Below are 14,034 nucleotides of genomic sequence, written 5' to 3' on the forward strand. Positions count from 1 at the left end.
CTCGATTCCATTTCGAGAGAGTCCGAAAGAAGCGGAAGAAGCAGCACCTCGGCTCCCCATGCCCCTTCTTTCGGAACTCTCCACTTCCGTCAGACCTTAGGGCTCAATGAGCACCCAGAACGAGTTTCCGGTGCCGACTCGATAATCTTTGTACCAATTTCTAATGGTTCCTCCATGTGACGAGTTGTGCGATCTGTTCAAGGCTCGCAACGAGTACTTACCCTGAGCAGTACCGGCCCCTTCCTTGGTTGAGGCGAATGGGTATTCGTCACAGCTATTGGGTCCGCCGATCGGCAGTCGATCCGGCCTGAAGGGTTCGTTATATTTTTTGGGCTCATAGTACTTACAGTAGTTGATGTAAATCTTATGGCGTGTATTGTCTGCGGGAATCAGCCAATTCATTTCCTCCGGCGTCCCCTGATCCATGAGCATGGGGATCTTGGAGAACCGTGTCCTGTTGAGATCGTAGTCATCGGTATCGAGCTTCGTCAGCGGAGGGCCCGCGGTTTCCCAGTTTCCAGCGGTTATCCGTTTTGGCTGCTCGTTGCCCAGGATTTTCTTGGTGGGTACCAGCGACGGCGTATCCCAGACCCACGCCGGCCGGTAGGGCGGATAGGTCGGCGTGAAACCGCCGGGAGTAAATGCTTCCTCGATATGCTTGATGACCTCTGCAAAATTCGGGTTCCTGCTGTAAGACATGACGAATATACGCTTGGCTCTAGTGTTGATGCAGCCGCCTCGGCTATCCTCGACTTCCGAATTCCTGGCACCGAAGGCCATGCTGTCGCAGCGGAAGCTTGGAATCCATCGCTTCCAGCCTGAGGGCTGTCCACTTCCCTTTCGGAATACACCGAGTACTTTGCCGTCTCTGCCCACAACTTCCTGACTCCAGAGAGGAAGGGTGAGCCAGTCATACTCTATCCCGAGGATTTCATCGTGGAACACAGCGAACGGCTTGATTCTGCAGATGAAGGCGCTTGACGTGTCGATCGTTGCTTGAACCTTGAAAGTTTCGGACGGGCTGGAGATCCAGTCCTTGATGTCCTTTCTCTTGTCCGGCTCAGATTCGCAATCGCCATCTGCCAGCGAGCTGTCAGCGTGGGCATCCACGGCCGCCGAGATGGGCAGGTCTTTCAGCTGTGCCGCAGGGACGACAACGCGCCCATCCTCATCGACGATCGCGAAGTCATCGAGCTGCACGAACACCTTCATGTCCGACGGTTTGATGCCGCTCCCGGCGCCGCCGACCACTCCGTTCCCTGTCCTGTCGCCAAGATAGCTATGGATGATCGTGGTGGCGCGGAAACGGAACGCGAGATCCTCATCCAACGGATTCAATCGGCTGCAGATATATGCGGGGATCTTCAGCCTGAAGATGCTCTTGCAGAACGATTTCTTCATTTTGCCGTCCGAATCGTCCTCCTCGTAATCCTGGATGTAGAGGTAGGCCGACCAGCACGAATTATATGACAGTTCGCGGATACGGGCATCGTACTCCGCATAGCCAGTCTCACCCGGACTGACCTGACACGTCTGCAGATTGATGCGCTGGTAGTCGAAGGAACCTGGCACGGCTGCCGCCAGCGCCTTCGCAGCTTCCTTCTGCAAAGCTGGCGCACCTGCGGAAGCTGGGGCCGTGATTGAAGTGACCACGACCGTGACGTCCTCGGCGCTGAGGGGCCGCTGGTAGATCTGAACGTCGTCGAGGTCACCCTTCACTTTGCTGCCCAGGCTCATGGAGGCGTCTGCGTTCCACGTGGCAAAACTGACGGGCGCGCTCTTGACGAGGGCTCCGTTGAGGTACAGCGCGGCAGTCTTGGCCGCGGCGTCGTATACGCCTGCCAGGTGGAACCACTCGCCGACCGGTGGCGGGACATCAGACAGCACGCCCTCGACCGCCGCATCGGCGGCGTCGGCGCTGGTGAAGGTGAACACCAGGCCGCGGTCGGGCGTGTTGCCGAGGCGGAAGGGAGCCTGATGAGTGCCCTTCTGCTCGGCGACGGTGTAGTCGCCATCCTTGTCGCTCCAGCGCAGCCACGCGCTGACGGTGAAGCTCTGGTCGGTGCGGATCACCGGTCCGGTGGTCTGCGCCAGGGGCTCCTCACCGGGCTGGGTGACGTCCACGGTGATGGGCTGCCAGTCCGACCAGGCCGAGGCCGAATCGGCGCTGATGGCGCGGGCGCGCCAGCGCACCTTCCAACCGTCGGTCAGCTTCCCGTCCGGGACGGTGAGGCCGGCCTGGGTGCCGGAGGCGACGTTGTCCACGCCACCGGCCCAGATCTGGCCGGTGCCCTGCCCCTCAGGTGCGGCGGGGTCGTGCTCGATCTCGGCTTCGGCCCGCAACGGCTGGCCGGCCGGGTGGGTGAGGGTGGCCTGCAGCGTGGGGGTGAGCCTGGTGGTCACCGTCACGCCGTCCACCACCTTCGACGGGGTGACGGCCAGGCCGGTGGCGGTGGGCTTGGGCAGGCTGACAGTGAAGGACTGCCAGTCCGACCAGGCCGAGGCGACGGTGGCCGAGACCGCGCGGGCCCGCCAGCGCACCTGCCAGCCGTCGGACAGAGTGTCCGCCGGAACGGCGAGGCTCGCCTGGCTGCCAGCCGCGACGTTGTCCGCGGCTCCGGCCCAGATCTGGCCGGTGCCCTGCCCGGTCGCGGCCGGGTCGTGCTCGATCTCGAACTCGGCCCGCAGCGGCTTGCCGGCCGGGTCGCTCACCTGAGCGAGCAGGGATGGGGTGCGGGTGGGGGTGACGGTAGTGCCGCTCACCTGCTCCGACGGGGTGACCTGCAGCGCGCCCACCGCCGGTTCGGAGACCGGGTCGGGCACGTCCACGCTCAGAGCTTGCCAGTCCGACCAGGGCGAGCCGACCGTGGTGGCCGGATTCACCGCCCGGACCCGCCAGCGCACCTTCCACCCGTCGCTCAGCTTCCCCTCGGGAACGGTGAGGCTGGCCTGGCTGCCGGAGGCGATGTTATCCACGGCGCCGGCCCAGATCTGGCCGCTGCCCTGCCCGGTCGCGGCCAGGTCGTGCTCAACCTCGAACTCCGCCCGCACCGGCTGAGCAGCCGGGTCGATGACCGTGGTGTGCAGGGCCGGGGTAACGCTCGTGGTCACGGTGACACCGCCCACCACCTGCGCGGGCGTGACCTGGAAGGCGCTCACCGCCGGATTGGGCACATCCACGGTCGCCGTCTGCCAGTTCGACCACACCGAGGCGGTCGCCGCGGCGGCGTTGACCGCACGGGCCCGCCAGCGCACCTTCCACCCATCGGCCAGCTTCCCGGCCGGAACGCTCGCCGTGGCCTGGCCGCCGGAAGCGACGGCGGGCGACGATCCGGTCCAGATCTGACCGGTGCCCTGCCCGGTGGCGGCGGGGTCATGCTCGACCTCGAACTGGCCGGTCAGGTTACCGCCGGCGGTGTCGGCGACGGTGGCGGCCAGTTGCGGGGTGAGCGAACTGGTCACCGTGGTGCCGCCCGAGGTCTGCGCCGGCGTGATAGCCGGGGCGGAGACGGTCGGCGCGGAGGCGGGGCCACTGGTGGTGACGGTCAGCGTGGGCGGGGGGCCCTCCTCGTAGAGGTTCTCCGAGGAGGTGAACAGCCGGTAGTTCTCGACGTTCGCCTCGCCGGGCGACTTGAGCACCACGCCGTGGTCGGCGGCGCCGGCGGCCCAGTCCTGGGCGATGCCGGTGACGTCCCACTCCATGCTGTCCGGGTAGACCTCGCAGTCGTAGTTGACGCCCTTGAAGTTGGTCGAGGCGTCCTCGGTGGTGTAGGCGGGGTTGCCGCTCCAATACAGGTTCGCCGGGTTCCAGCCGCTGGTCAGCCGGGCGACCTGGATGCCGCGGGCCAGCGCCGAGCCGCAGTTGTGGGCGTCCACGGTGTTCATCGACAGCGTGGCGCCGGTGACCGTGCCGCCCTGCAGGCCCGCGGTGTCGAACTTCAGGTGCGTACGGTACTTCGACCCGTCCGACATGGTGCCGGCGAACAGGTAGTCGTTGTCGGGGTAGGCGGGCGAGGAGGCCGTGTCGTAGTTGGAGACGTCCACGTCGGCGGCGAGCGGCAGCGTCATCGCCGCGGCCACCCGCACCGGGTAGGTGGTGCCGGCGTCGGCCAGGAACGCCTGGTCCGGCTTGACCACCAGCTCCGTACGGCCGTCCTTGGTGACCACGTCCATGCCGGCCTCAGCACGCTTGGCCGACCCGGGGCGGTCCTTGCCGCTGCTGTCCGACACGATCGGCCGCGTCCCCGTGGCGAGCGGCTTGTCGCCCTTGCCCTTCAGCAGCAGCCGGTCGCCCTTGCCCTCGGTCAGGGTCAGGCCGTCGTCATCTACGCCGATCCGCAGCTGCACCGGCTTGGCGGGCCGCTGCCGCAGCACCACCTCATGCCGGAACCCGGTCGGCAGCGCCGTCACCACCAGGTCGGCCCCGACACCGGCGGCGTCGGTGTAGGTGGCCACTCTGCCCTTGACGGTCGGCTTGGGCAGCGGCGTCGGCCAGCGCAGCGCGTAGGACTTCCCGTCGGTGTACATCTTCACGAACGGGTGCGTACCGCCGGGGGAGAGTTCCATGACCGTGCCCTCTGCGAGGGCCTTGGGCCGCAGCTTGCCGCCCTGCTCGGCCAGGGCGGTGTCGATCGGCACCCAGCCGTGGCTCTGCCGGGTTCGTACCGGACCGGCCGTGACCTCGGTCTTGAACGTCTTCCCGTCAGGCTGGGCGTAGGTGATGCTGGTCGCGCTCGTCTCGTCCGCGACCTCCACAGCCTTGCCCTGCTGGATCGCTGCCCGGGAGGCGGCCATCCGCGCCTGCGACGGCATGTTGGAGACCGCGTTCCCACTCTTCCCGGCGATCCACGCCGCGGTGTCCTTCAGGCTCGCGTCGTGATCATTCCCTGAGGAGTCTGCAGCCGTGCCGCCATTTCCCTCGTCGAACTTCCAATGGCCCGCAGCCCGCCGGAGCGTGGTGAAGGACCAGGTGTGGGGAATCATCGTGTTTTCCGACAGGTCGATCGCTTCCGACACCGTGACGGTGTACTTGGTGCCGGGACGGAGCGCCTGCGTGGGGGTAAATGTCGCAATCTTTCCAGTGTCGTCAGATCCTGTCGTGCCCTGAACCTCAACGCCCTCGGCACTTTTCACCGAGAACGTCGACCCAAGGACCTCCTCGCTGAACGTCACGCGGACCTGGATGTCCTGGGCGACATCGGTGTCATCGTTGGTGGGCGCTGTTGCCACTACACGCGGCTGTGCCGTGTCCTCCTCACCCCCCGAATTGCCGGTGTCCTCGCTATCGCCGGGATAAGGAAGATCGGGGGAGATCAGGTCGGTGTTGATGGGGTCGCCACTGCCATACGGGTGCGTTTCGCTGGCAGCGATCAGCTCATCACTCGGATCCAGCGCGTCAGCTGATTCGCCGGGTTCTGGCACATAAACGGACCGGGTGAGCGCTTCTTCATACTCGGGGATCGAGGTGAGCGGATCGCGGGAGGTGATGACCACCGTATCCCGGCGTGGCGGCACCGGCAGCTCGAAGTCGATGGTGAGGATGGGCGGGTGGAGTTGGAACTTGCAATCTTCCAGTGGCGCCGTCATGCAGCCGCCGGCGTTGTGGGAGGTGTAGCGCCGCCAGTTCCGCACATCGGATTCATTACCAGCGGTGAGCCGGATCCCGTAGTTGGTGGCGCCGTCGACCCATGCCTGAGCGATCTCATCGAGCGAGTGGGTCAGGTTCCAGGCGTAGGAGCAGGTTTCGCTGTAGGCACCCGGCTCATTGTCCGCGCCTGTGCTCGTGACACTCGGCTGGCGATCCCAGTGCAGCGTCAGGTCATCCCAGTCGGAAGTGATCTGGCGCGCCGTAATTCCGGAGCCAGGGAGAGTCCCGCAGTCATTGGACTCGTAATTCCACAGGTGCAGGTCGGCGTTCTGCACCTTGCTGCCCGCGAAGTCGGGGGAAATGTTGGGGAACTTGAGGTAGCCGCGCCAACGCTTGGCGACACTGCTGGCGTAGGACTTGCCGACCACGATCTGGGTCTGGGCCTGGGTGTCCCAGCTGTCCTTGTAATCGACGTCGTTGATCCAGGTGTCCATGCCCCCCTTCTGCCAGCCAGTGTGTTCTTCGTACCAGTCATCCCTCGCGGCTGTCACCGTCACCGGGTAGGCCGTCGCCGGGTCGGCCAGAAACGCGGCGTCCGGAGTGAAGACGAGGGTCTTTCCGTCATCGGCGAGGGCGACGGCGGCTTTGCTGGCTCTGCCCGTGTCGAGCGGGGCGTTGGGGTCGGCGGACTTGGCATCCTGTATCAGGGTGGGCCGTACCTCGGTGAGCGTCTTGCCGTCCTTACCCACAATTGTGGGCCGACCCTCGGTGTTCTTCTTGAACGACAGGCCTGAGGGCAACTCAACCGGCACTCGGAACGAGACCGAACCGGTGGGCCGTTCACGAATGATGATCTGCTGTTCAAAACCGGTCGGGGTCGCGGCTACCAGCAGGTCGCGGCCCTTGCCGTAGGCGTCCGCGTAGGTTGCGGTGTTGCCTTTCAGCGTGGGCTTCGGCAACGTCGACGACACGGTGATCTTCGCCGTTGCGTTGGCTGCCTGGCTCTTCAGCAGAGTCTTATCCTGGCCGGCGGACAGGGCCAGGCTGCCCGCTATTGCCTTGGGCTTGATGACACCGGCCTCTTCCACCAGAGTGGTGTCGATCGGCGTGAAGTCTTTGCCATCAGCGTTCTTGACGCGGACTGGCTGGGTGCTGAGCTCCAGCCGGACGGTCTTGCCGTCGGGGTTGGCGTACAGCGTGGTGGTCTCGGTATTGCGTTCCGGGATCTCCACCCGCTTGCCGGACTTGGCCGCCTTACTCTTGGCGGCATCGAGGACCTTGTCCCCCGAGGTGGTGCCGGAGGGCTGCGGGGTCTTGGTTTCCGCTGGTGGTTGTGCGGGGGGTGGGGTGGGCTCTTGAGCCCAGGAGGGTGCGGCGGCGAGGCTGATCAGCATGGTGGTCGCGATGCTGACGGCCGCGGCACGGCCGAGTAAGCCCCGGCGTCGCGTGTGTGCGGGCATGAGGGGTAAGCCTCGGTGCCGCGTGTCTGGTGTCACTGACTCCTGCTCTTTCTGGAGGCACGCCGAACAGCCCGCACAAAGGCGTACGGGCTGCCGATAGCTGGCATTTCGGACAGGAAGGTATCAGTAAAGATCACTTAAAGAAAGAGTAAACTTGTCATCGCGACAAGGGTCCAGTAATGGGCACTAACATCGTCCCGAGCTCGCTCTGGACACCTGAACCACACCCCAACTGCGCCGCACGTGTACGACGTAGCGATGCCGAAAGTCTTGGGCGGGATCCGTGATGAGCTTCGCCGCGCCATCGGCTGCGTGCTGTATGTATCCGAGGACGTTGCGGACCGCCTGCCAGCCAACGTTTTCCGTGCCCTAATACGGCAGTCTCCATTCGCGAGCTGAGCTGTGGGTTTATGTCGTAGCCAAGCGGGCGCGTTTGTGAAACCAGCGGGCCCGAGCCTGATGTCGGCGTCGCCAGATTGACCAGTGGGCCGTGTGCAGAAGCGCGGGTGTCGCCGGGGTCGCGGCGTTGAACAGGTGTTTAATCTCGGCGATCGTCACCGGGATCACGCCGGGGTCGGCGGGTGGCGGCTGATCGGGCCGGTGTGGTGACGGGGCCTGAGTGTAGGTGCGGCGCCGGGCGGCCGCGGCGCTGGCCGCGCAGATGGCCAGGGCGGACATGACGAGCACGAGGTGCCGCAGGAACGCCTCGTACAGGCGTACCTGGGACTCATCCAGGCCGAACAGGTCCTTTCCGAACTCGAAACTCTCTTCCACCGGCCATCTCAGCCCGGCGGCCGATATCAGGCGGGCCAGCGTGGCGGGTTGCCCGGCGGGGACGAAACAGTAGTGGAAGGCCAGGTCGCCGGTCTTGCGGTGCTTGCGGATCAGCAGGAAGTGGACAGGACCGGCGGTGGCGATCCAGGCCCAAGCGTAGAGGCGCTCGCACTTGGAGCCGTCCCCGACCGAGCGGATGGTCCAGGCGCGTTTCGGCCTGCAGTACCGGGCCACGGCCTGAGCGCAGGTCAAGGTGGTGCCACCGCCCAGGGTCACGGTGAAGGAGGAACGGACGCGCAGCACGTATGCCTGCTCGTGCTCCTCCAGGAAGGTACGCAGCTTGGTGCAGGCGCCGTACACCTCATCCCCGGTCAGGAAGTCGAAGCGGACGCTGTCGGCATAGGCGTCGCTCAGCAGGCTCATGCCGAGTTCGCCCTTGGTGGCGAAGGCCAGGTCCAGGGGCAGCCCGGTGGTGAGGGCCGTGATGGGGCTGGTGATCTGCTCGGCCGGGATCCACTGCCGGGCGCCGATCAGTATATGCCCGGAGCCGGCGCGGACATAGGCCAGGTAGACGGTGTTGACGCCGTTGTCCACGCCGCCCGCGCAGCCCATGTGCTGTCTTTTGACGCCCGAGGTGGCGCTGCCCTTCTTCTCTCGGCCGAACTCATCCAGCGCGCCGACGGTCAGGCTTGCAGGCGCGGCGGCGGCGTCCAGGCGGGCGACGGCGAAGCGGCGTTCCACACTCATCGCGCCGGCGGTGTCCCAGCGGGCCCGGCTCAGCAGCCGCTGAGTGGCGACCGGGGAGCGCTCGGCGATCGTCCACCCGTTGCGTTTGAGCAGGTCGGACATGACAGCACGGATGTACTTGGCGGCCTACAAGCGGGGCTCGATCCGGGTGAACATCGGTGCCAGCGCGTTGAGCAGCTCGTCGGTGTTTCGTTGTACGCGCCGCGCCTCTAGGATGAGCGCGGCAGCCGCTCTCGATCTTGTACTGGTCACACAGGCATGATCACGAGCAGCTGCTCTCGTTGTGCCTGCTTCCGATCTTAAGATCGCAACGGCCTATCGCCCATCCGTGCTGGTCACACCGTGAATGGTGACTGCCGTACTAGGGCATGAGGACATCATTCGCATGGCTTCTGACCTGATCATGGCAAGCGAGCTATTCCGACGGATCATCGCAAGCAAGTACCCTTATGTTTTTGTCGATGAGAGCCATGATACGTTCCCCAACGTAGTCGAAGTACTCAAGGCCATCAGTGCTCAGTCACAGGGATCATTCTGCATCGGGTTCTTCGAGGATCCAATGCAGCAAATTTATCAGCGCCGCATCGGCTCCATTGAACCCGGTCCAGGGTGGCAAAAGATTGGGAAGCCACAGAATTTTCGTGGCTCGAAGCGAGTACCCCAAGCCATCAACCAAGTAAGATCGAGTGCTGACGGCCTAGTTCAGGTATCAGGTCGGACCGATGAAGATCAGGTAGAAGGAGAAACATTCTTCTTCGTCGTGCCAGCCGACAATGAGCGCGAAAGTCGTTTGAAGGGCGTACGAGAGTGGCTGAGCCTCCATAGCACCGGAGGCAGTTGAACTGCCGGTCCGGCCCGGAACGAGGCAGATGCAAAGATCTTGATGATTGTGCACCGGATGGTTGCGAAGCAGATGGGTTTCGAAGACCTATATAAGGCATTCCACGACGGCAAGTCAAACAGCTTGAAGCGTGCCTTCGACAAAGGGAACGCTTGGCCGCTTAGGCCATTTGAAGACGTCATACTTCCCATATCCAGAGCACAAAGCGTCGATTCGCCGTCGATCATCAGAATTCTACGCCAATACGGCAATGCCCTTTCGTCCGATGCTGCACCACAGACTTTCAAGGACAAGATGGCAATAGCACGCGGTGCCACACTCCGCCTCAGGCAGATCGCAGAGAGGGCGGCCCGGGCTCTGCAGAGAGTGCGCTCAGGTTGGCAATCGAAGACTGTTTTATCGACGCCGACCCGCGATTTCATGCACATCTTTTCCCGGATCGCATGCACGCGCCGGCTGTGTTGCCATCTACAGTCACGGGTGCATTGGACTCCTTCATGGCATGCAACGTGAAGGAAATCAGACCCTATTTTGAATATATTGAAGAGAAATCGCCATTTTCTACCCAGCACGGCTCCAAAGGTGCCGAATACCCTAAAGTCATCGTTGTCCCGGACGATCAAGAAGCCAACTATAACCTTTACTCATACGAGAAGCTGCTCGGGATCAGAAGACTTTCGGATACGGATATACGGAACGTGGACAGCGGAAAGGATTCAGTCCTGGAGCGAACCCGCAGGCTACTATATGTTTGCGTTTCGAGAGCAATCATGTCACTTGCTGTCGTCATATTTTCGAATGACATCGCTGGAGCCAAGTCGGCCATTGAGAAGTTAGGTATAGCGGCCGGGGCAAAAATTCTCACCGAAGCCGACATCGTCGTTTAAGGGCGCATTGAACGTGATCAGCGTCGGAGCTCCGTGTGACTTGTGGCGCCGAGGGGTTGTGGACGGAGAGAACATAGGCGACATCGTTGGGTCCAGGCGCTGGAGGGCGCCCCGATCGCAGATACACAGGTTGAATTCGTAGAGTCGGTCATGGATTTGCCGGCGTATCGAGGGTGAGCCCGGTCTGGGTGAGGCAGCCGGTGAGTAGGTGGGGCCGGTACTGGATCTTCTTCAGCTTGCGTTTGACGATCCGGACGAGCCCGGGCAGGTCGGTGACGGCGAAGTTGGCCAGGGTCCGGCGGAGCAGCGACCAGACGCCCTCGGCGGGATTGAGCTCGGGAGCGTAGGTGGAGAGCTGAACGATGCGCAGCCAGTCGGTGTTCGCGGCAGCAAAGTCGGCGAGCTGGCCGGCCAGGTGCACGTTCAGGTTGTCCCAGCACCACACCAGCGGTGCACCTAAGTGCTGGTGGTGGCCACGATCAGGTCCCGGTAGTCCATCCAGGAGAACGTCTTGGGTTCGCCCTTGCGGCCGTGGTAGACGTGCAAGCGGTAGAACAGGTGCGGCCGCTCACCGTCGCGGTAGCACAGGACGCCGGCCATGTTGACCCGGCCGGAACCTCTGCCGCGTACCGTCACCACCGGCCGGGCACCGACCGGCGCCCAGGTGCGTCCCTTCGGCGGCCTCAGCCCTTGCCCGGTCTCGTCTTCGAAGCAGAGGTAGGCGCCCAGGTCCGCCGCGGTGCTTTTACCGCGGGCCACACCTCGGCCTTCCACAGCGCGATGGCCTCCTCGTCCCGCTCGATCGCGCGCCGGGCCGGGACCTGCACCGACCAGCCGTGGCGATGCAGCAGCTTGCCCACCCCGTCGATGGTGTAGCCGATGTGAAACAGCCGCCCGATCAGCTTGACCCGGCCAAGTGTCCAGCACTGGTCTTCGGCGTAGCCCCAGGCCAGCGGGCCCCGCCGGAGCTCGGCATCCAGCCGCGTCCATTGCCGGGCCGACAGCTTCTTCCTCGACGCCGGCCCCTTCGACCGCAGGGCCGATGTGCCGCCCTCCCGCCAGGCTATACGCCAGCGGGTCACCGACCGCTCGTGTACCCGTAACCGCGCGGCGACCGTCCTGGTCGACTCCCCGGCCTCGAACCACTCGGCCGCCCGCAGCCGTACACGCTTCCGCCGTTCCTGCTCAGCGGGCGTGTACCCACCCCTTTGCCCGTACCGCATGCTCCGGTCATACCGCACCGAACGCGGTCCGTCACCGAGTTAGGACTCTACGCATTCAACCTGTGTAGCGAGGTCCAGAGGGCGGCGAGAAGCGCTCGGTCCTAGGGCACGAATCTCACACTGTGGTGTCAGAAGTGGTCGCTGACCTGCTGTGGATGCAGCGGCCGGCCCATCTCGTCGGTGAAGACGAACCCGCTGTTCGTCCAGGCCTCGCCCGCGGCCGGCCGCTCCGCGGCTTGGCGCTTGCGGGGCGCGCGCAGCGCGCTGATGGTGTCTTCGTCCAGGGCGATGGTGCGGTCGCTGGCCTCGGTTTTCGGTCTGCCCTGTACCGGCTCCCATCCCAGGTGGGTGATCTGCCAGTGCACCCCGGTCGTCCCGGCGGCCAGGTCGACGGCCTTCCAGCGCAACCTGACCGCTTCCCCTCGGCGCAGACCCCGCAGGGCGATCAGCCGATACAGCGCGGACAGCCGGTGGGTGGCCGCCTAGGAACAACTTGATCGTTGGGTCGCGCATGTGCTCGAAGTTGGCCTTGAGGGCCTCGGCGTTCCAGACCGCCCTGTCAGGAAATTTCACGCCCTGGTGGAGCTTGAATGTATAGGTCCTGCCGTCATCGGAGATCTCCCAGCTGTCCGCCAGCCACGGCTGGATCGTCCCGTCCATGTCGAACCACACCGGCGAGTCGGCCACCGGGACCGTGCTCACCGGGCCGTCGGAACTGGCGTTGCAGTGCGGGTCGAGGGCGGCTGCTGCCCGTTCTCGCCCAGGATCAGGGTGCCGCCGGACTTGGGGGCGTTCGTGGTGCCGCCCGAGGTCCCGGCCGCGCTGCCGCATCCGGCGAGCAGCAGCGCGAGCGTGAGGACGGCGAGGGGGTCTTGGTCATGTGTCAGCTCACCCATGCGTCCTGGAAGGTGACAGCGCCGTAGGCGTAGTCCCACGTCAGGCCGTGCACCCGCTTCTGCGAGGAGACGAGGCTGGGCCTGTCGTAGAGCGGGATGGCGGGCGCCAGTTCGAGCAGCCGGGCCTGCGCCTTGCCGTAGATTCCGGCCCGCTGGGCGGCGTCGGTGCTGGCCCTGGCCTCTTCGAGCAGCTTGTCGAGGTCGTCGTCGGAGAGCCTGGTGGTGTTCTGGCCTCGCCGCTCGGCGGTGGTGATGTTCTTCGAGGAGTACTGGATCCACAGCACGTCGGCGGTGTTCGTGGTCCAGATGCCGACGGACACGTCGAAGTCGCCCTTGGCCGTGCGGTCGGACGAGACCTGCGCCGTGACGTTCTCGATCTTGATTTCGATGCCCGCCTTGGCGGCGGCGGCCTGGGTCTGGACCAGGATCTGCGTGTTCTGCGGGTTCACGCCCGTGTCGAGGGCGACGGCGGTCAGGCGTTTGCCGTCCTTGAGCCGGATGCCGTCCTTGTCCTTCTGCGTCCAGCCCGCCTCGTCCAGCAGCTCGTTCGCCCTGGCCGGGTCGTAGGCGATCTGCCCGCCCTGGGCGTGGTCGGGGGTGGAGGGGGTGACGAAGCCCGTGGCCACACTCCACTGTCCGAACGAGACGCTGTCGATGATGGCCTTGCGGTCCACGGCCAGCGTGAGCGCCTGGCGTACCTTCTGGTCGCCGAACGGGGCGCGGCCGGTGTTGAGCCAGACCGAGAACGGGTGTCCCGGCCGGTCGATGGTAGTGAAGGCGAGGCCGGGGTTGGCCTTGACGTCCTCGACGCTGACGGGCGGGGTGTTGTCGATCACGTTGACCTCGCCGGCGAGCAGCGCGTTGTAGCGGGTCGCGTCCTCGGCCATGAAGCGGATCTCCAGCCCGTCCAGGTACGCGGGACCCGTGCGGCCGGTCGGCCCCCACGCGTAGCCGGGGTTCTTGCGGTAGGTGATGCTCTGCCCCTTGGTCCACTTGCCGAAGACGAACGGGCCGGAGCCGATCGGGTGCTCGCAGGTGCTCGCCGGGTCCTCCTTGAGCTGCTTGGGCGAGATCATGGCCAGGTACGACTGCGCGAGCACGTTCAGGAACGCCGAGTACGGCGAGCTCAGGCGCACTTCCAAGGTGCGCTCGTTCACGACCTTCGCGTCCTTGTACGGCGCGATGTACGAGGCGGCCAGCGGCGACTTGGTCGCCGGGTCGCGCATGTGCTCCAGGTTGAGCTTCAGCGCCTCGGCGTTCCAGGCCGACCCGTCGTGGAACGTCACGCCCTCCCGGAGGGTGAAGGTGTAGGTCAGGCCGTCGTCGGAGATCTTCCAGGCGGCGGCCAGCCAGGGCTTCAGGTTGCCCTCGGCGTCCTGCCACAGCAGGGAGTCGAAGATCGGGCGGCCCACGACCGTGGTGTTCGTGGTGGACAGCTGGTGGGGGTCGAGGCAGGCGGGCTCGTCGGCGTTCTCCCCGAGCACGAGCGTGCCTCCGGGCTTCGGGCCGTCGTCGCCGGCGACCGGTTGCGGCGTGGCGTCAGCGCCGCAACCGGCCAGCAGCAGGGCCGTGACGAGCAGCATTGTGAAGCGGGTGAGCATGGGAGTCCTTAAACACAT

The 14,034-nt window shown here is 64.9% G+C and carries 9 protein-coding genes and 2 pseudogenes; 2 read left to right on the forward strand and 9 right to left on the reverse strand.

Annotated features, from left to right (window positions below):
- Positions 1–96: 96 nt before the first annotated feature.
- Complete coding sequence (locus tag BLS95_RS20815) at positions 97–6,981, reverse strand: DNRLRE domain-containing protein (protein ID WP_176993295.1); 6,885 nt, start codon at positions 6,979–6,981, stop codon at positions 97–99.
- Between the two features lie 474 nt (positions 6,982–7,455).
- Positions 7,456–8,724 (reverse strand): annotated as a pseudogene (locus tag BLS95_RS20820) (IS701 family transposase).
- Between the two features lie 190 nt (positions 8,725–8,914).
- Between BLS95_RS20820 and BLS95_RS54300 the strand changes: the two are divergent.
- Both BLS95_RS54300 and BLS95_RS54305 read left to right on the forward strand, forming a co-directional pair.
- Positions 8,915–9,409, forward strand: coding sequence for a UvrD-helicase domain-containing protein (locus tag BLS95_RS54300; protein WP_143043812.1), 495 nt, complete (start codon positions 8,915–8,917; stop codon positions 9,407–9,409).
- Positions 9,410–9,786: 377 nt separating this feature from the next.
- Positions 9,787–10,296 carry a hypothetical protein gene (locus BLS95_RS54305; protein ID WP_143043813.1) on the forward strand — a complete coding sequence of 170 codons (510 nt, stop codon included), beginning with the start codon at positions 9,787–9,789 and terminating at the stop codon, positions 10,294–10,296.
- A gap of 148 nt (positions 10,297–10,444) precedes the next feature.
- On the opposite strand, the gene BLS95_RS56910 is transcribed toward BLS95_RS54305, so the two are convergent.
- The 7 genes and pseudogenes from BLS95_RS56910 to BLS95_RS20845 form a co-directional block, all read right to left on the reverse strand.
- A complete protein-coding gene (locus tag BLS95_RS56910; protein ID WP_218135884.1) occupies positions 10,445–10,741 on the reverse strand; it encodes a transposase in 297 nt (98 codons plus the stop codon).
- Positions 10,742–10,752: 11 nt separating this feature from the next.
- On the reverse strand, positions 10,753–10,896 hold the full coding sequence (locus tag BLS95_RS56915; RefSeq protein WP_218135885.1) for a hypothetical protein: 144 nt from the start codon (positions 10,894–10,896) through the stop codon (positions 10,753–10,755).
- An 83-nt stretch (positions 10,897–10,979) separates the two neighbouring features.
- Positions 10,980–11,519 carry a winged helix-turn-helix domain-containing protein gene (locus BLS95_RS20830; RefSeq protein ID WP_090933700.1) on the reverse strand — a complete coding sequence of 180 codons (540 nt, stop codon included), beginning with the start codon at positions 11,517–11,519 and terminating at the stop codon, positions 10,980–10,982.
- 128 nt (positions 11,520–11,647) lie between these two features.
- Entirely contained in the window at positions 11,648–11,926 is a 279-nt protein-coding gene (locus BLS95_RS58005) for a site-specific integrase (protein ID WP_245765186.1), read from the reverse strand.
- Between the two features lie 100 nt (positions 11,927–12,026).
- Positions 12,027–12,179 (reverse strand): annotated as a pseudogene (locus BLS95_RS59555) (ABC transporter substrate-binding protein); the annotation flags it as partial.
- Positions 12,180–12,217: 38 nt separating this feature from the next.
- Complete coding sequence (locus BLS95_RS56925) at positions 12,218–12,415, reverse strand: hypothetical protein (protein WP_218135887.1); 198 nt, start codon at positions 12,413–12,415, stop codon at positions 12,218–12,220.
- Positions 12,403–14,016, reverse strand: coding sequence for an ABC transporter substrate-binding protein (locus BLS95_RS20845; RefSeq protein ID WP_176993297.1), 1,614 nt, complete (start codon positions 14,014–14,016; stop codon positions 12,403–12,405). The genes BLS95_RS56925 and BLS95_RS20845 overlap by 13 nt, the downstream gene beginning before the upstream one ends.
- Between the last annotated feature and the right edge of the window lie 18 nt (positions 14,017–14,034).

It is taken from the genome of Nonomuraea jiangxiensis, from assembly GCF_900099965.1.
Classification (GTDB): Bacteria; Actinomycetota; Actinomycetes; order Streptosporangiales; family Streptosporangiaceae; genus Nonomuraea; species Nonomuraea jiangxiensis.

Coding starts and splice junctions, on each gene's coding strand:
- BLS95_RS20845 (WP_176993297.1), bottom strand. CDS start 14,016: ATGCTCACCCGCTTCACAATGCTGCTCGTCACGGCCCTGCTGCTGGCC.
- BLS95_RS54300 (WP_143043812.1), top strand. CDS start 8,915: ATGGTGACTGCCGTACTAGGGCATGAGGACATCATTCGCATGGCTTCT.
- BLS95_RS20830 (WP_090933700.1), bottom strand. CDS start 11,519: ATGCGGTACGGGCAAAGGGGTGGGTACACGCCCGCTGAGCAGGAACGG.
- BLS95_RS56915 (WP_218135885.1), bottom strand. CDS start 10,896: ATGGCCGGCGTCCTGTGCTACCGCGACGGTGAGCGGCCGCACCTGTTC.
- BLS95_RS20815 (WP_176993295.1), bottom strand. CDS start 6,981: ATGCTGATCAGCCTCGCCGCCGCACCCTCCTGGGCTCAAGAGCCCACC.
- BLS95_RS56925 (WP_218135887.1), bottom strand. CDS start 12,415: ATGGGTGAGCTGACACATGACCAAGACCCCCTCGCCGTCCTCACGCTC.